Source organism: Bacillus sp. FSL K6-0138 (assembly GCF_037982765.1).
GTDB lineage: Bacteria > Bacillota > Bacilli > Bacillales > Bacillaceae > Bacillus > Bacillus glycinifermentans.
The window spans coordinates 442,683-460,104 of record NZ_CP150286.1; the positions used below are offsets into that span (position 1 = coordinate 442,683).

At 48.4% G+C, this 17,422-nt stretch carries 11 protein-coding genes, 2 pseudogenes and 1 riboswitch; of the genes and pseudogenes, 11 read left to right on the forward strand and 2 right to left on the reverse strand.

Annotation, left to right across the window (positions count from 1 at the left end; translation table 11 throughout):
• Positions 1-41: 41 nt before the first annotated feature.
• From MHB78_RS02570 to MHB78_RS02590, 5 genes are all read left to right on the forward strand, one after another.
• Positions 42-1,478 carry a family 1 glycosylhydrolase gene (locus MHB78_RS02570; protein WP_046130913.1) on the forward strand — a complete coding sequence of 479 codons (1,437 nt, stop codon included), beginning with the start codon at positions 42-44 and terminating at the stop codon, positions 1,476-1,478.
• 267 nt (positions 1,479-1,745) lie between these two features.
• A complete protein-coding gene (locus MHB78_RS02575; protein WP_164918135.1) occupies positions 1,746-1,913 on the forward strand; it encodes a hypothetical protein in 168 nt (55 codons plus the stop codon).
• A 6-nt stretch (positions 1,914-1,919) separates the two neighbouring features.
• Complete coding sequence (locus tag MHB78_RS02580) at positions 1,920-2,729, forward strand: serine/threonine-protein kinase (protein WP_046132506.1); 810 nt, start codon at positions 1,920-1,922, stop codon at positions 2,727-2,729.
• A gap of 19 nt (positions 2,730-2,748) precedes the next feature.
• Positions 2,749-4,245 carry an FAD-dependent monooxygenase gene (locus tag MHB78_RS02585; protein ID WP_046132505.1) on the forward strand — a complete coding sequence of 499 codons (1,497 nt, stop codon included), beginning with the start codon at positions 2,749-2,751 and terminating at the stop codon, positions 4,243-4,245.
• Between the two features lie 67 nt (positions 4,246-4,312).
• A protein-coding gene (locus MHB78_RS02590) for an IS3 family transposase (RefSeq protein ID WP_099047013.1) occupies positions 4,313-5,673 on the forward strand; the annotation gives its coding sequence in 2 pieces (ribosomal slippage) (positions 4,313-4,784 and positions 4,784-5,673; 1,362 coding nt in all).
• Between the two features lie 52 nt (positions 5,674-5,725).
• On the opposite strand, the pseudogene MHB78_RS02595 reads toward MHB78_RS02590, so the two are convergent.
• Positions 5,726-7,426: pseudogene (locus tag MHB78_RS02595) on the reverse strand (methyl-accepting chemotaxis protein).
• 127 nt (positions 7,427-7,553) lie between these two features.
• Positions 7,554-8,318 (reverse strand): LXG domain-containing protein, encoded by a 765-nt coding sequence (locus tag MHB78_RS02600; protein WP_046132366.1) that lies wholly within the window; start codon positions 8,316-8,318, stop codon positions 7,554-7,556.
• Positions 8,319-8,712: 394 nt separating this feature from the next.
• On the opposite strand from MHB78_RS02600, the gene MHB78_RS02605 reads away from it, so the two are divergent.
• The 6 genes and pseudogenes from MHB78_RS02605 (at position 8,713) to MHB78_RS02630 (ending at position 16,645) form a co-directional block, all read left to right on the forward strand.
• Positions 8,713-10,773, forward strand: coding sequence for a hydantoinase/oxoprolinase family protein (locus MHB78_RS02605; protein WP_046132365.1), 2,061 nt, complete (start codon positions 8,713-8,715; stop codon positions 10,771-10,773).
• Positions 10,773-12,774: pseudogene (locus tag MHB78_RS02610) on the forward strand (hydantoinase B/oxoprolinase family protein). The gene MHB78_RS02605 and the pseudogene MHB78_RS02610 overlap by 1 nt, the downstream one beginning before the upstream one ends.
• On the forward strand, positions 12,771-13,850 hold the full coding sequence (locus MHB78_RS02615) for an ABC transporter substrate-binding protein (protein WP_046132363.1): 1,080 nt from the start codon (positions 12,771-12,773) through the stop codon (positions 13,848-13,850). The pseudogene MHB78_RS02610 and the gene MHB78_RS02615 overlap by 4 nt, the downstream one beginning before the upstream one ends.
• A gap of 9 nt (positions 13,851-13,859) precedes the next feature.
• Positions 13,860-14,981, forward strand: a complete 1,122-nt coding sequence (locus MHB78_RS02620; RefSeq protein WP_046132367.1) for an ABC transporter ATP-binding protein — start codon at positions 13,860-13,862, stop codon at positions 14,979-14,981.
• Complete coding sequence (locus tag MHB78_RS02625) at positions 14,971-15,837, forward strand: ABC transporter permease (protein ID WP_082094158.1); 867 nt, start codon at positions 14,971-14,973, stop codon at positions 15,835-15,837. Before MHB78_RS02620 ends, MHB78_RS02625 begins: the two co-directional genes overlap by 11 nt.
• Positions 15,830-16,645 carry an ABC transporter permease gene (locus tag MHB78_RS02630; protein WP_046132361.1) on the forward strand — a complete coding sequence of 272 codons (816 nt, stop codon included), beginning with the start codon at positions 15,830-15,832 and terminating at the stop codon, positions 16,643-16,645. The genes MHB78_RS02625 and MHB78_RS02630 overlap by 8 nt, the downstream gene beginning before the upstream one ends.
• A gap of 671 nt (positions 16,646-17,316) precedes the next feature.
• Positions 17,317-17,403, forward strand: a riboswitch (cyclic di-GMP riboswitch).
• Positions 17,404-17,422: the final 19 nt, after the last annotated feature.

The window sequence follows — 17,422 nt, forward strand, 5'->3', positions numbered from 1 at the left end:
ATATGATAAAGTGCAAACATCGAAACAGGAGTGAAACCATTATGATTCATCAGGATCTGAAATCATTTCCAAAACATTTCTTATGGGGATCGGCTTCTGCCGCCTATCAAGTGGAAGGAGCCTGGAACGAGGACGGCAAAGGCGCCTCGGTTTGGGACGTATTCACGAAAATTCCGGGAAAAACGTTTAAAGGCAGCAACGGAGATATTGCGGTTGACCATTATCACCGGTTTACAGAAGATGTTGCTTTGATGGCTGAAATGGGATTGAAAGCATACCGATTCTCGGTAAGCTGGCCCAGGATTTTTCCTCAAGGCAGGGGAGAGGTCAATGAAGCGGGTTTAGGGTTTTATGACAGGCTTATTGACGAATTGCTGGCTCACGGTATCGAGCCTGTTTTAACGCTTTATCATTGGGATCTTCCCCAGGCTTTAATGGAAGAGTACGGGGGGTTCGAATCCAGACGGATCATCGAAGACTTTGACGCATATTGTGTGACGCTCTACAAGCGTTATGGGGACAGGGTGAAATATTGGGTATCCCTCAATGAACAAAATTACAACTTTAACCATGGTTTTATCACGGCCATGCACCCTCCGGGAGTCAAGGACAGAAAGCGGTTTTATGAAGCGAATCATAACGCGTTTTTAGCTAATGCCAAGGCGATCGATTCGTTCCGCCGATACGTTCCGGACGGAAAAATCGGGCCCAGCTTTGCCTATTCGCCGGCATATCCGCTGTCCAGCCGTCCGGGCGATATCCTCGCTTTCGAAAACGCCGAGGAATTAACGAATCATTGGTGGCTTGACGTGTACTGCCGGGGAACATACCCGGATATTCCTTTTCAATATTTGAAGGAAAAAGGATGGGCGCCGACGGTCAAGGACGGGGATTTTGAGCTGCTGGCGAAAGGCAGACCGGATTTTGTCGGAGTGAACTACTATCAGACGATCACTTATGAAATGAATCCTCTTGACGGTGTGTCAGAAGGGAAAATGAACACTACAGGTCAAAAAGGCAGCAATCAGGAAACGGGTATTCCGGGTTTATATAAGACAAAAAGAAATCCTCATGTAGAGACGTCCAATTGGGACTGGGCCACTGATCCAATCGGTCTCAGAATCGGTCTGCGCAGGATATCAAGCCGCTACAAGCTGCCTGTTTTTATTACGGAAAACGGACTGGGCGAATTTGACAAGGTTGAGCAAGACGGCACGATTCAGGACGACTACAGAATCGCGTATTTACGCGCACATCTGGAACAGTGCAAACAGGCGGTGAACGACGGAGTCGAGTTAATCGGCTACTGCAGCTGGTCGTTTACCGATTTATTGAGCTGGCTCAACGGATATCAAAAGAGATATGGATTTGTCTACGTGAACCGCGATGAAGAAAACGTCAGGGATTTAAAACGGATCAAAAAGAAAAGCTTTTATTGGTATCAAGACGTGATTAGGTCAAACGGAGAGAAGCTGTAAGGAATGGGCGCTGGACGGAGTCAGCGCCTTTTTTCGCCTCTGCAGCAATATGATCCTGAAGATCACCAAAAATAAAGGACGGACAAGTGCGTTTTTCTATTCTGAAATTTATTAATGTTGACACAATCCCCGTTGAATTCAAAATTTCTTTAAGAGAAAAGAAGGTATTTAAAATGAAAAATCTAATTTTCTCATAACGAAGAAAACCCCCTATAGAAAAGTTTGCTGAACGAATGTTATAAAATAACCGGATAAGGAGTGATTGAATTGCTACGCAAATTGTTGAATTCATTGAAAAACGGCGGTTACCGCCGATACAGCAGCAGCGATTACGGAAAGCGCCCATACAAAAAATACAGCAGCAGCGATTATCGGAAAAAGGGCCATGGGCACCATCACTATAAACGAAAGCATCATCGTTTTTACAGCAGCTGATCTGACGTGAAAACGATCCTGAGATGGGTGTTTGACCGCCCGTTAAGTAAAGGGACGGAGATCTCCGGACAATATCGAATCAAAGATGTTCTCGGGATGGGAAGCTACGGCATCACATATCTTGCCGAAAGGCTTGACGGGTCCGGACCTTGTGTCGTCAAGCAGCTGCGAAGAACAAAGTCCTGGACATCCGACGGCCGAAAGTCCTTTGACAGGGAAGCGGAGATTCTGCGAACACTGGGCTCTCCAGCTGCGCCCCGCTTGTATGATGTGCTCGACAGCGGACGGAAGTGCTTTATCGTGATGGAATATATAGACGGAAAAACGTTTGAAGATTTGATTTTTGATGAAGGACGCATCTTCGATGAACGGGAAACTGTCTTGGTATTGCTTGAGGTGCTTCGAATCGTTTCTTCTATTCATGCCCGCGGGATGATTCACCGCGACCTGAGAATCCCAAATATTCTTGAATCGAAAGAAGGCATCCGCATCATCGATTACGGGCTTGCCTGCAGCTTGACTGAGGCCGGGGAGACGGTTTACCGGCATCCGGAGAAAAAGCTGATGCGGTCGGTTTCGGTAAAAAGCGATTTTTACGCGTTGGGGCATTTTGCGCTTTTTCTTCTGTATTCAGGGTATATACCAAAGACAAAGGAAGAAAAAAGCTGGGAAGAGGAGCTTTGTATTTCCGCAGGGATGAAAGCCGTTTTGCGCAAAATGCTGCAGATTGATCCTCCGTATAATAGCGCCGTGGATATCATCGCCGATCTGGAGTCCAACCTGTCTCCCGGGCTGGTGATAAAAGAAAATCTGTAATCAAAAGGGATGGTCGCCAATGAATTCAATTTTGATCATCGGAGCAGGACCGACGGGATTGGTGCTCGCGCTCTGTCTTGCAAGGCAGGGTGTGCCGTTTCGCATCATCGATAAGAATTCAGGACCGGGCCGGACGTCCCGGGCTATGGTTGTTCATGCCCGCACGCTTGAATTTTACCGCCAGCTTGATATTGCCGATGAAGCGGTCAAAAAAGGCATCACGGTCAACCGGGTCCACATTCGCAGGAAGGGGAAAGAAAAAGGGCATTTCAAGCTTGGGGATATCGGGGAAGGTTTAAGCCCTTATCCTTTTGCACTCAGTTTTCCGCAGGATGAACACGAACGCTTTCTGCTTGAAAAGCTTAAAGCGGAAGGAATCGGAGTCGAATGGGAGACAGAACTCGTTTCTTTTGTTGATAAAGGCGGGTATGTTGCGGTGGAGCTAAAGAAAAAAGATCAGACGGAAATCGTTGAGACCTCTTATCTGTTGGGGTGCGACGGCGCACACAGCACCGTTCGGCGCGGCTTGGATTTTCAGGGAGGCACGTATGATCATACCTTTTATGTTGCCGATGCGGAAGCGTCGGGCGAAGCTGCTTCAACTACAGATTTGAATGTGTGCCTTGGTGAAGATGAATTTTGTATCGTTTTCCCCGTCAGGAACACTGGATTGAACCGGTTCATCGGGATCGTGCCGTCCGTTCAGGAAGGCCGGGGAAGGGTTGCATTTGAAGATATTGCTCCTTTCATAGAAAGGCTGCTGAAAGTCAAGGTGCACGGTGTGAACTGGTTTTCAACATACCGCGTTCATCATCGGGTGGCTGAAAAATTCCGCAAAGGACGCATTTTTATTTTGGGGGATGCGGGCCATATTCATAGTCCGGTCGGCGGCCAGGGAATGAATACAGGCATCGGTGACGCCGTTAATTTAGCCTGGAAGCTGGCCTCGGTGTTTCACAGACGGGCCGGTGAAGCCGTTTTGGACAGCTATGAAACGGAACGGATTGCTTTTGCCAGGCTGCTCGTAAACACGACAGACAAGGCCTTTCAGGCGATCATCGGCCGACATCCCGCCGGAAGGCTTGTCCGGACCGTGCTGATGCCTTATGCTGCGCCGTTTCTCCTCGGGTTTCGGCCGGTGAAAAAGGCTGCATTCAACACCGTATCGCAAATCCGCATACATTATCGGGACAGTTTTTTGAGTATGGGAAAGGCCGGAAAGCTTCACGGAGGGGATCGTTTGCCATGGGTTGAAGAGATAGACAACTTTGCGCCTCTAAAAACCGCCGACTGGCAGATTCACATATATGGCAAGGCGAGTGAGGGATTGCGTGAAACGGCTAAAAATCTTAAACTGGCCCTGCGCGAATTTCAGTGGAGCCGGGCCTGCCATAAGGCGGGGCTTCTGAAGGACGCCCTCTACCTTGTCCGGCCGGACGGGTACATCGGCCTTGCCGACAGTAACCAGGATACCCGGAAGCTGCGTGAATATTTTTCTCAATGTACAATCAAATAAAGCTGCCGGTTGATGAACTGCACCCCAATTGTTAGACACCATCTAACAATCGGAGGTGCAGTTTTTTATGGCTAAATTTACAGCTGAGGAAAAAATACAAGCGGTCAAAAGGTATCTTGCGGGTAGGGAAGGGCATAAAACAATCGCCAGAGAGATCGGTGTTTCGTCAGGTGTGTTTCAGGTATGGATTCGCAAATACCATTACCATGGAGAAAGTGCGTTTCAAAAACTCTATACAACCTATTCTGTAGAAGATAAACTGAAGGTACTTCACTATATGATCGAAAATGGGACGTCGATCCGTGAAACAGCCGCCATCTTCAATATTCAAGCACCTTCTACGGTGGCTCAATGGCAGAAACTGTTCGAAACCGGAGGAATCGATGCCCTAAAACCGATGAAAAAGGGGCGGCCGTCAATGACAAAGAAAAATCAAAAAAGAACGAAGAAACAAACACCGCAAGAAGGATCAGTGGAAGCCATGCAGGCTGAAATTGAACGTCTGCGAATGGAGAATGCCTACTTAAAAAAGTTGAATACCTTAGTTCAAAACAAGGAAAAATTACAAAACAAGAAAAGGCCCAAGTAGTATTTGAACTAAGGACTGAATTTCCGGTAAAAGCCCTGCTTAAACTGGCTGGAATTCCGCGCAGTACGTATTATTACTGGGTCAAAACCTTCGGTCTTCCAGACAAAGATGCCAAATTAAAAACACTGATTCAATCGATTTATCATGAACATAAAGGCCGTTACGGGTACCGCCGGATACGCGACGAGCTTAAAAACCGGGGATATCAAATGAATCATAAAAAAATATATCGCCTCATGAAGGAACTGGGGTTGAAATGTCTCGTACGGATGAAAAAATACCGTTCGTATAAAGGAGAAACCGGCACGGTGGCACCAAACAGGCTAGAGCGGAATTTCAAGGCGGAAAAGCCGAAGATGAAATGGGTAACAGATATCACGGAATTTAAATTATTTGGGGAGAAGCTCTATTTATCGCCAATGCTTGATTTATTTAATGGCGAAATCATTGCTTATACAATTGGATCCAGGCCAACGTATTCATTGGTATCCGAGATGTTGGAAAAATCATTTGAACAGCTGACAGATAAAGAAAATCTGTTGATTCACTCCGATCAGGGCTGGCACTATCAAATGAAACAGTATCGCCACGCCCTAAAGGAACGAAATATTATTCAAAGTATGTCTCGTAAGGGAAACTGTTACGATAACGCGGTCATTGAAAGTTTCTTTGGTATTTTAAAATCAGAGTTTATCCATTTCAACGAATTTCAAAGCATCGAGCATTTTAAACAAGAGCTCGTAACATATATCGATTACTATAATCACAAACGGATCAAGGCAAAATTAAAAGGCATGAGCCCAGTACAATACCGGATTCATGCCAGTCATGTTACTTGAGAAAATAAGCTGTCTAACTTTTGGGGGTCACTTCATGACCGGCAGCTTCGGTTTATTTCATCTTCACTTCTCCGATAAGGCGGTGCAGATCATCGGCCAATTTTGCAAGCTCGTTTGCAGAGGCTGTCACCTCTTCCATCGCGGCAAATTGTTCTTCCGTAAGACCTGCGACTTGCCGGGAATGTTCGGAGGTTTCCCTGACTTCTTTTGAAATATCGGCAAACGACGACATAATGCCCTGGATGTTTCCGGATATGTGCTGTGCGGAAGATGACAGCTCATCGATTCTGCTGCTGAACTCCTCCATTATGCCGACAATCTCTTCAAATGTCTTTTTGTTTCTTTCGATCATTTTCACGCCGTTAACCGCTTCCTCTTTTACTCCTTGTATCGAATCGGTTGTGCTCACAATTTCCGACTGAATTCCTGATATAAGATGGGAAATTTGGCTTGCCGAGTGCTGGGACTCTTCTGCAAGCTTTCGGACTTCATCGGCCACGACTGCAAATCCTTTTCCGTGTTCCCCTGCTCTTGCTGCTTCGATTGAGGCATTTAAAGCGAGCAGGTTGGTTTGATCAGCGATTTGGGTAATCGCGTTGGAAATGCTGCCGATTTCATTTGACCTGGTGTTCAGCAGTTCAATAATTTCACCGCTCTCATGGACGGATTGATGCATCGTGTGGATTTGCTGCATCGTTTCAGAAATGTCCTTTCCTCCCTGCCGCGCCTTATCTTTCGCGTATTGACTTTTTTCCGAGAGCACCCGTGCGTTTTCGGAAATTTTTTGAATGTCTCCCGACACTTCCTCGATCGCCTGCTCGCTGCTGAGGATTCCGGAAGTCTGCATTTCAGACGAACTTGCGACTTGCTGAATGGCTTCCGTGATTTTTTCTGAAGCCTTGCTCGTTTCCTCAGCGCCACACGTCAGCTGATCGGATGCTGCCGCCACCTTGTGCGATGATTGTGAAAAGTTCTTCATCAAATGATTTAAATTGGTGTTCATTTGATTAAAATGGTTTGATAAATCACCGAGTTCGTCGGTTGAAAGGTCTTCGAGTTCGGACGTTAAATCGCCTTGGCCTGCCTGTTCAAATGCGTGCGTCAGCTTTTTAAGCCGTCTGTTGATCCTTTTGGTAAACAGGATGACAAGCAGAATGGAGATCGCGACTGAAATGCCGAGGGCTATAGCGAAAATCCCCAAAAAGGATTGAAGAGTGCTTGTGATCAGCTCCTGGCTGGCTCCTGTATAGAAGATGCCGATGATGTGCCCCTCCCGGTCCTTGATCGGCATATAAGCGGTTTGAAACAGTTTTCCTGCGACTTCAGCCTTTCCGTAATAATTTTTTCCTTCTTTCAGAACGACGTCTGCAACCTCTGCCGACACTTGGGTTCCGACAGCCCGTTTTCCGTCTTTCATCACATTTGTAGAGACGCGTGTATCGTTTTGGAAGATGGTGACCGTATCTTCGGTGTCTTTTCCGATTTTGTCAACGATCTCTTCATTGCCGTTGATAAGGGTTGCGCCTTAGTAAAGCTTGTCTCCTTTTATTTCCCAATCACCTTGAAGCGTTTCGTTCAAATAACGGTAACTGAGATTTAAATCGCTTCTGGCTTTTTCCGTTGCCATCTTCTCCAGATTTTTCGAAAGATCCGCTACGATAAAAATCCCCAGCACAGCCGAGAATATAAGGATGACGGTGAGAACGAGAAGATTGATTTTTGTCCCCAATTTCACCTTAAGCCGTTTTTCCATAAATATCAATCCTCCCTGAATTTCCGGTGTATTTAACATATCGGATATAACGGCCCGGTTTGACAGAGGGTAACAAGAAAAAAACTCCGCTGATCTGCGGAGCTGTAATATGGAGCGTATGAATGTTTTATCCCGTTGTCCCATTAGCGGGCTCTTCATGTATGTTTGCCGTCGTCCGGGCCTTTGCCTCGTCTTTTTTTATTTTGATATAGTTTTCGGCCCGTTTATGGATGTCTTTTTTCAGTCGATAGGCTTCCGTTTCCTGATAAGCCTTTGGGTTGTAGAGGATGGGTGCTGCGCTTTTTCCTTTGCCGGTTGCGCCGATTAATGCGGCGTGGTCTTTTTTGATCAGCTGCTGTGCGATCTCGGATGCTTCGTATTCCTTCATGAGAAGCCGGTCAAGATCATGGACCGCTTGAATTGTATCTGTAAGCACCTTGTGAGCAGCGTGTATATGCTGTTCGAACTCAGACGCCGAAAAGGTATGCAAGGTAATTAAATCATCGATTTTCTCTAAAATGCCTGTAAGCTCTTTTTTCTGTTCCGACACCATCGTTTTGGAATTCGTGCAGGCAAGAATGAGCTGGTTCTCAAGAAATTCCATGTCGACAAATGTCCCGGAGGAAAGCCTGGCATCCGCCATGGCACCTGATACGCCATTCAAAAACTGGATCTGCATGTCGACCAGATCGAGCCAGTCGTCGACGATCCCGGCTTGGCCGCTGTAAAACGCTTTGATGTTGTCCGCGCCTTTTCCTTGAAATTCGTCATCCAAATCTGCAACACCTTGAAAAGCGTGTTTCAAGCTGACAAGTCCTTCTCTAAAACTTTTGTACTCTTCCAGCCGCTTCTTCATAGCCGCTAATAGAGAATTTGCTTCATAGACTTTCATGCTTCATGCCCTTTCTCAATCCTTTTGTGATGAGTTTACCACTTTGCATCACGCAGATGGTGAATAAATCCTGAATTTTTATGGAAATGAATCCTTTAGATTACTTATTTTCGGTTCTATTGTCCTGATATTTGACCCGGGAAGTCGTTATGCCTAGTTATTTTGAAGTCCAATGACGCTCAGGGAAAGAAGTTTTTCATTCGGTAAAAATGTGAAATACTGTGAACAACACGATTAGAATTAGGTTCTTATGCTATCTTAAAAGAAAAAAGACTTGGAAAAATGAAAAAAAGGAATTTGACTACTTTCCTTCACTTTATTAATATTATAGTCACATATTTTAGAAATTGAGGGATTTTTGTCGAAAATTGTCTAGTAAAGGGAGGATACGGCTTTGAATGAAGATGGATACCGCCTTGGAATCGATATTGGAGGAACTTTTACCGATCTTTCTTTGTTAAATCCCCAGGATGGGAGCCTGACCGCGGTCAAGACGCCGACAGTCCCCGACGACCCGGCCAGGGGCATCCTAAATGGTTTAGCCCTTTTAAAGGAGAAGAAGATTCATCCCTCACAGATTCATTATTTTGTCCATGGCATGACGATAGGCTTGAATACGCTGCTGCAGCGAAAAGGGGCGCGCATCGCTTTGTTTGTGACCGAGGGATTTCGCGATATTCTCTCACTTCAGCGCCTGCGTCTTCCGATTCCGTACGATTTCAGGTCGCGCATGCCGGAGCCGCTCATTCCCCGCAAATACGTATTTCCAATTAAAGAAAGAATGCTTCACGACGGATCAGAAAAAATTCCGCTCCATTTGGAAGAGGTTGATCATGCGGTCGAAAAAGCTTTGGCAGAAGGCTTGGAAGGCATCGTTGTATCATTTTTGCACAGCTACCGCAATCCTTTGCACGAACATCAGGCAGCTGAGCGAATCAAACTGAAAGCTCCTGAGCTTGAAGTGGTCACGTCATCTGAATTGTGGCCGCAAATGAGAGAGTATGAGCGAACGGTTATGGCTGTCGCAAATTTATACATAAAGCCCAATGTACGACACTACTTTGACACGCTGAACGAGAGACTCGCCTCGGCTGAAATTCCGGCGGCCCCATTTATCACCCAGTCGAACGGCGGATTAATGGACATTGAAACGGCTGCAAAAGCGCCTGTCAAAACCCTGTTTTCCGGGCCGGCCGCAGGGGTCATCGGAGCGATCCGTGCTGCGGAATCAGCTTGCACGCGAAATGTGATCACCTTTGATGTCGGAGGAACAAGCGCCGATATTTCGATCGTTGAAGAAGGAAAAGCGGCGTTGACGCAGTCGAACCAGATTTCGGGCTTTCCCGTCACCATCCCGTCTGTTGCGATGTATTCGATTGGAGCGGGCGGCGGTTCCTTTGCCTGGATTGATAAAGGGGGCCTCCTGAAGGTCGGGCCGGAATCGGTCGGCTCAGATCCGGGACCGGCCTGCTATGGAAAGGGAAAAAAGGCCGCGCTTACAGATGCATTTCTCGTTTGCGACTATTTGAATCCCGGCCGGTTTGCTTCGGGAAACATGAAGCTTTACCGCGAAAAATCAGAAGAGGCGCTCCTGCCGATCGCAAATTATTTGGACACTGATGTGCGCGGGGCTGCTGACCAAATGATTCAGGTGGCTGTAGCCAATATGTACACAGAATTAAGCAGCGTGATGGAGCAGCGGGGGTTTGATCCCCGGGAATTCACCCTGCTGGCGTTTGGGGGAGCAGGACCTGTGACGGCGAATTTTCTCGCAGAGGAAATTCAGGCAAAGAACGTGCTGATTCCTCCGAGTCCGGGAACGCTTTCCGCCTTAGGGGCATTGACCGCAGATTTTGTCTATGATGCCGTCTTTTCAAGACAGGTGCTGCTTGAAGAAGTGACGATGACCGAATTAAAAGAGGAGTTTGCAAAGCTTTCGAAGCAAGCCGAAAAATGGCTTGATGAACAGCGTGTGAAGACGCTCGCAGGCGCCTCTCTTTTGTTCCTGCTAGACGCCCGTTATAAGGGACAGGCATATGAGATCGAACTGCCGGTTTCGCCGGAATGGCTCGAAGCAAGCAGCGCCGGGGAAATCGCGGAATCCTTCCATTTGCTCCATGACCGCCAATACGGACACAGCGACGAAAATACAAGCATCGAACTGATGAATATGCGCGTCAGGATCATAGGAAGGACGCCGAAGCCGCCGATGAAAAAAATCAGCCGGCCTGCCGGCTCGCATGTGCAAGCTTCAGGCCGAAAAACGATCGTGATAAAAGGGAGAACGCATCTGGCGGATGTTTTTGACCGCCGCAGCCTGCAGTGCGGACATAAGGTCGACGGCCCCGCCGTTATTGAGCAGGATGACACAACGACGCTGATTCTGCCAAATTGGCAAGGCACTGCAGATCAGGCGGGCAACCTGATCATCGAACGGAAGGAGAGCGGACGGTAATGCGTACAGATCCTGCACGGCTGGAAATGATGAGAAGCTATTTTAACGCTATCGCTTCTGGAATGGGCCATGTCATCGAGCGGACCTCGTTTACGACGTTTGTGAAGGAATCTGCTGATTTTGCGACCGCATTGGCAACCCCTGAAGGAGAATTTTTCGTTTATCCGAAGACGGTTGGCGTGACGATTTTTTTAGGGCTGTCGCTAAAGTTGACAATTGAAGAAAGCGGCCCGTTTGAACCCGGTGACATCGTCATCACGAACGACCCTTACTCAACCGACGGGTTGGCGACTCACCTGCCTGATATTCACGTTTTTAAACCGATTTTTATCGACGGGGAGATCATCAGCTATGCATGGGCTTTCGTCCATTGCAGCGATGTGGGGGGAATGGTGCCGGCCAGCATTTCGCCAACGGCGACGGACATCCATCAGGAAGGGCTGAGAATACCCCCTGTGAAGGTTTACAAAGCGGGCCGGGAAAATCGTGAAATATTGCGAATACTCCGGGCCAACAGCAGGGTTCCAGATTTAAATGAAGGAGACATCAATGCGATGATTGCGGCAGTCAATACAGGCGAAAGCCGCTTGAAGGCGATGATCGGGAAGTTTGGAAAAGCAGCCGTCCGGCAGGGAATGGACGACCTGCTCGAACAGGCGTCGATGAGAGCCGCTCAAGTTATCGGCCGCATTCCGGACGGAACGTACAGTTTTTCGGATTATCTTGATGATGACATGATCTCTGACGTACCGATACGGCTTGCCGTTTCGGCAAAAGTCGCCGCCGGAAGGATCACACTTGATTTTTCGGACTGCGATCCGCAGGTACAGACGGCTTTTAACCTCGTTACAAATGGATCAAAACATTCATTTTTATTCCAAGGTCTGATTAATTTTATCATCAGTGAAGATCCGTTTATTCCGGTTAACGGCGGGCTTACGAGGCCGATTGAAGTAATTGCGCCGAAAGGAACGCTCGTTCATCCGGAATATCCGGCGGCGGTCGGCATACGCCATTCGATCACCATGAGGCTGTATAATGCCGTGCTTGGCGCGCTTGCCAAAGCGCTTCCTGAAGCCGTTCCCGCAGCGGGCGCCGGACAGTCGGCGATCGTCGTTTTGTCTGTTCCCGACGAATCTTCGGGCGGCAGGAAGATGGCGGTGGTCGAGCCGATGGGCGGCGGAGGAGGCGGACAGCATGATATGGACGGTGCGGACGGAATCGATCATGCATCCGGATTTTTAAAAAACACGCCGATCGAAAGCCTTGAACAGCATATTGATATTTATGTTCACCGTTATGAGCTTATCAAGGACACCGCCGGAGCGGGCCTGCACCGCGGCGGCCACGCGATCGGTCTCGATTTTGAAGCGGCGGCGCCGGAGTCGATTGTTACCGCAAGGGGAATGGAGCGCCTGCGTTTTCAGCCTTGGGGCCTTGCCGGCGGAAGGGCGGGGGCGCTGGGACGTGTCCGTCTTCATCCGGATCTGCCGCACGAAAAATCGATGCCGAAGATCGATGTTTTGAAGCTGGAGCAAGGAGACATCGTCAGCCTTCATTCTCCCGGCGGCGGGGGATGGGGCGATCCGTTCAGCAGGGATGCCGACCTCGTTCTGAAAGAAGTTGAAGAAGAGCTGCTGAGCGAGGAAGCCGCTCTGCAAGAATACGGCGTCATGCTGGAGAGGCATGATGACGGAAGCCTCAGCGTTGATCGCGAAAAAACGGATCAAATCAGAAAAGAAAAAGCCGCCAAAGCCAGAAAGCCTTGGGACTTTGGGAAGGCGAGAGAGGAATATGAACGCCGCTGGACTGAAGAAGCCAGCTCCGCCCTCGCCAGATTGCTGCGAAAGCTTCCGGCAAATCAAAGATCGCATGTTAAACATCTCGTGCACGATTATGTTTCAAAAGAAGACTGTGGCCCGATCAGTAAAGAGGCTGTCAGAGCCGTCTTTGAGAAACTGACCAGGCAAAAATAATGCGAAAATGGAGAGGAAACAATGAAAAGAAAAATATCTGCTTTGTTTATTCTGTCTCTTATCAGTATGCTTCTTCTTTCGGCATGCGGGGGCGGCGGCCAGGGCGGCAAAAAGTCCGATACCGTTGTGATCGGTGTGTATGGCGGCGATTGGGAAAAACATATCAAGCCGAGCATCGAATCGTTTGAAAAAGATACCGGTCTGAAAGTTAAAGTCGTCTCTGGGACGGACTCTGAGTGGTTTACAAAGGTCAAAGCGTCCAATGGGAAGAATCCGCCGTACGACCTTTTGATTTTGCAGCCGGATACGATTCAAAGAGCTCAAACGGCAGGACTGTTGCAGCCGATCGATGAAAAGAAGGTTCCAAATGTAAAGGATTTGTATCACACCGTTCAAAAACGATTCACTGAAGGAGGCGAGCAGTATGCAGCCGGCTTCAGCATGGGGCAGCTTGGGATCGCCTACCGCAAAGATCTCGTTCCCCAGGAGCCGAAGCGGTGGACGGATCTTTGGAACTCCAGCTACAGGGGGCATGTCGCCATCTCTTCTCCGACATATTCGGCCGGGCTTCAGTTCTTTGCCGGGTTAATTAATGCGCAAGGCGGCTTGGAATCCAATAAAAAAGACGTAGATAAAGCGTTTAACAGTTTAGCGGATTTGAAGAAAAATGTGACGGCATTTCCCGATAACCCGGGATCGATTCAGACGCTTCTCGAGCGCGGCGATGCATGGGTTGTGCCGTTTTGGGACGGGCGGGCTTTTTCACTTGAGGATTCCGGTTTAGACCTTGGATTTGCCTATCCTGAGGAAGGTGCGGTCGCAGCCCTTGCCAGCTGGGCTGTGATGAAAGGGAGCCCTAATCAAGAGAATGCGTACAAGCTGTTAAACCATTTGATCAGTCCGAATGTCCAAAGTGATTTTTCTGACAGGACATTTTACGGCATGACCAATAAAAAAGTGAAATACAGCGACAAGCTGAAAGGCAAAGTCAAAGTCGGCGAAGATTATTACAAAAATCTAAAATGGGTCGACTATGAAACAGCAGCGGCGGAATTAAGCAATTGGACAAATCGCTGGAATCAAGTACTTGGCGGGAAATAGGTGACAATCATGAGCGCGATTCAGATACAGCATGTCAGCCGGCATTTCGGGAACAACATCGCATTGGAAGACGTACAGCTTGAAGTCAGGGAAGGGGAGTTTTTCTCTCTCCTTGGCCCGAGCGGCTGCGGAAAGTCCACTCTCCTTAATATTATAGCCGGATTTCTGAAACCGACCTCCGGACTTATTTCTATAGGGGGACAGGACGTAACTGATTTGCCGCCTTATCATCGAAACTGCGGAATGGTTTTTCAAGATTATGCATTATTTCCGCATTTGAATGTGTTTGAAAATGTCGCATACGGTTTAAAGGTTCAAAAGGTGCCGCGCCGGAGGCTTAAAGAGAGGGTGATGGAAAGCCTTTCTTTGGTGAGGCTCGAACAGTATGCAAAACGGATGCCGCACCAGCTTAGCGGAGGTCAGCGCCAACGGGTGGCGATCGCCCGCGCTTTGGCGGTTCAGCCTTCTGTTTTGCTGCTTGATGAGCCGTTAAGCAATCTGGATGCAAAGCTTCGAAAAGACATGCAGTTTGAACTGCGACGCATTCAAAAACGCGTCGGCATCACAACGATTCTGGTGACACACGATCAAGAGGAGGCTTTAAGCCTGTCTGACAGAGTCGGGATTCTCGGCGATGGAAAACTTCAGCAGCTTGGAACCCCTCTTGACGTATACCGTACACCGGCCAACCGGTTTGTCGCAGAATTCATCGGACAGGTCAATCTTATTGAAGCACGGGCTGAGGATACGGGGGAGCCGACGGGCGGGTATCGTTATGGGGCTTCAGGCTTTGAAGTGCGGGAAGGTGTTCCGCTTTTGTTTGAGGTCGGCCGGAGTGTTGTAAAGAAGCCCTATTCCTCCGTATTATTTATGCTGCGCCCCGAGCGGATTTCGGTTTCCCTTGATAAGCCGGAAGCCCGGGTGAATGTGCAGCATGTGATACTGACTGATGTCAGCTATATCGGAAACGCCCTTCGGCTGAAGGCGGCTTTTGCAAAGGGAGAGCTGGTCATTGAGGCCCCGGATCCGCAGTTTCCTGAGCTGCCGAAGCCGGGGGACAGGGTTTATATTTCGTGGAAGCCGGAAGACCTCGTGCCTCTTGAAATAAAGGGTGATGAAAATGGCGGCTGACCATCAGAAGCGGTTTCATTGGTTTTTGCTGCTTCCGGCTCTTTTGTTTCTCGGTGTGTTTCTCGTATTTCCGTTTATTCTTTTGCTGATCTTAAGCTTCAGGGACGTCGACGCGATGATGAATACGCTGGAAACGTACAGCTTTTCACAATATATTGAGGTGTTTACATCAGACGTCTACCTGAAGACGATCGGCACTACGCTTTGGACGGCATTAAAAACAACCGTCCTGTGCCTTTTGATGGCGTATCCGGCGGCTTATTTGCTCGTTCACGCGCCAAACCGCAAATGGCGTGCATTATTTTATATTTTGCTCGTTTCGCCTCTGTTGACCAGCGTCGTCATCCGGACGTTTTCGTGGATTGTGCTTCTTTCGCAAAACGGGCTTGTCAATGAGACGCTGATCAGCATGAATATGATCGAAAAGCCGCTCCCGCTGTTGTGGAATATGAACGCGGTCATCATTGCATACGTTCAGGTGATGCTGCCGTTTGCCGTTTTGCCGATCGCGACTTCTTTGAGCGATATCAGTCCGAATGTGAAGCATGCTTCAATGAGTCTCGGCGCGGGAAGGCTGCGGACATTTTTTTGCATTACGCTGCCGCTCTCGCTTCCCGGTATGATCACCGGGGCGGTCATCGTGTTTTCTCTTGCCGCCGGCAGCTATATTACGCCTCTATTGGTTGGAGGACGAATGCAGCCCCTGCTGCCGCTCTCGATCTACCAGCAGGTGCTGCAAGTGTTTAATTTGCCGCTTGCTGCTGCCATGTCCTTTACTTTATTGGCCGCTGTATGTTTGATCGTCGGCCTTCTCGGAATGATTCTCAAGCGCTGGGAGGCGAGAATGAATGGCTAGTCAAAGATTCCGCCGCAAGTCTTCAGGAAAGTGGATTGATATATGCGTGTGGACAGCCGGCCTTGTCGTTTATCTTTTTTTGACGCTGCCTGTATGCGTGATTGTTCTGTCGGCATTCAGTCCGTCAGAGTATCCGACGTTCCCGCCGACGGATTTTTCGCTTCGTTGGTTTGAAGGGATTTTCAGCAGTCCGGAATGGATGGAATCGCTTTGGGTCAGCGGGATTTTGCTCGTGATTGTGACGCCGATGACGGTCATCGTTGGAACCGCTGCATCCTATGCTTTGGCAAGGCTGCGGTTTCCGGGGAAAAACGCCATTCAATCTTTTATACTCTCACCGCTGATGATTCCCCAAATCGTGCTGGGAGTGGCTCTTCTTTATTTATTTACGATGATGGGGATAAACGGAACCATGACGGGGCTGGTGATCGGGCATATGCTGATCAGTCTCCCGTACGTCGTACGGACGGTCGGCGTCAGCGTATCGAATTTAGATCCGAAGCTTGAGCTTGCGTCAATGAACCTCGGAGCAGGTCCTGTTCAAACCTTTTTTAGGGTGACTCTGCCCCTGATCAAACCGGGAATGGTAGCAGGCGCCGTATTTTCCGCCGTGACGTCGTTTGGAGAGATTTCTATCAGTCTGTTCGTCTCTTCTCCGGCAGTCACATCCGTTCCGGTCAGGACGTTCAGCTATATTGAACAGACATTTGATCCGAGCGTCAATGCGATTTCCGTCATCTTCATTGCGGTCTCTGTGATCGCGCTCATCATCATCGAGCGGACGATCGGGCTGTCAAAGACGATGTAAGTTGCGCACTGCCGCTCTTATGGCAAGCAGGTTTTTTCCGCCTGCTTGCTTTTTTTTGCGTCAAAAAGAATGAAGCCGCCAAGCGGGACAACATCGCTGCGATACAGGCGTTTCGAAGAGAATGGCATGTGCCCGGTGACAAAGGGACAGCCGCAGTACCTGTTCAAAAGACCCCGGCCGCCCTGGTTCAAATGTTGAGCCCTGCGCCCCTGAGCCGGGCAGGTCTTTTTATGCCGCAATGAAAAAGGCTGATTGCTGGTCGGAAAATCAGCACAAGGCTTGCACCGGTTTTTGCGGTCTATCTTCAAAAAAACGACAGACTAGAAAAATTATATCAATATCATTTTATTTTCGGTAAATTTGTAAAGTTCATTAAAACGCAGTGTAATCCGGCTTAATGATTTTTTAAGATAAGATTTTCCTAAAATATATTACCATCATAATACCTATCGAATGTTCATAAACTCTTTACTTCCTGATTGAAAATTGCGGTTTTAAGCGATATTTTTTCGTTTTACCGCATTATTTTTTTGAAATTTCGGAATCGCGCATCAATCCATCCGCCTAGTTTTCGGTATCGCGCATGAATCTTTTCGCCTATTTTTCGGTGAAAAAAACAATATTTTCATTTAAAGTGAACTGTGAGCAGAAAATGAATTTATTTCAGTAAAAACAGATAAAGGCAAACCTGCGGAAACGCAGGGACGCAAAGCCATGGCCTAAGGCGCGGACGGCGCTACGGTTGACAGGTTGCCGAATAAACAGGGAGTCCACCCG

Coding starts and splice junctions, on each gene's coding strand:
- MHB78_RS02570 (WP_046130913.1), top strand. CDS start 42: ATGATTCATCAGGATCTGAAATCATTTCCAAAACATTTCTTATGGGGA.
- MHB78_RS02585 (WP_046132505.1), top strand. CDS start 2,749: ATGAATTCAATTTTGATCATCGGAGCAGGACCGACGGGATTGGTGCTC.
- MHB78_RS02600 (WP_046132366.1), bottom strand. CDS start 8,318: ATGAAAGTCTATGAAGCAAATTCTCTATTAGCGGCTATGAAGAAGCGG.
- MHB78_RS02615 (WP_046132363.1), top strand. CDS start 12,771: ATGAAAAGAAAAATATCTGCTTTGTTTATTCTGTCTCTTATCAGTATG.
- MHB78_RS02620 (WP_046132367.1), top strand. CDS start 13,860: ATGAGCGCGATTCAGATACAGCATGTCAGCCGGCATTTCGGGAACAAC.
- MHB78_RS02625 (WP_082094158.1), top strand. CDS start 14,971: ATGGCGGCTGACCATCAGAAGCGGTTTCATTGGTTTTTGCTGCTTCCG.
- MHB78_RS02630 (WP_046132361.1), top strand. CDS start 15,830: ATGGCTAGTCAAAGATTCCGCCGCAAGTCTTCAGGAAAGTGGATTGAT.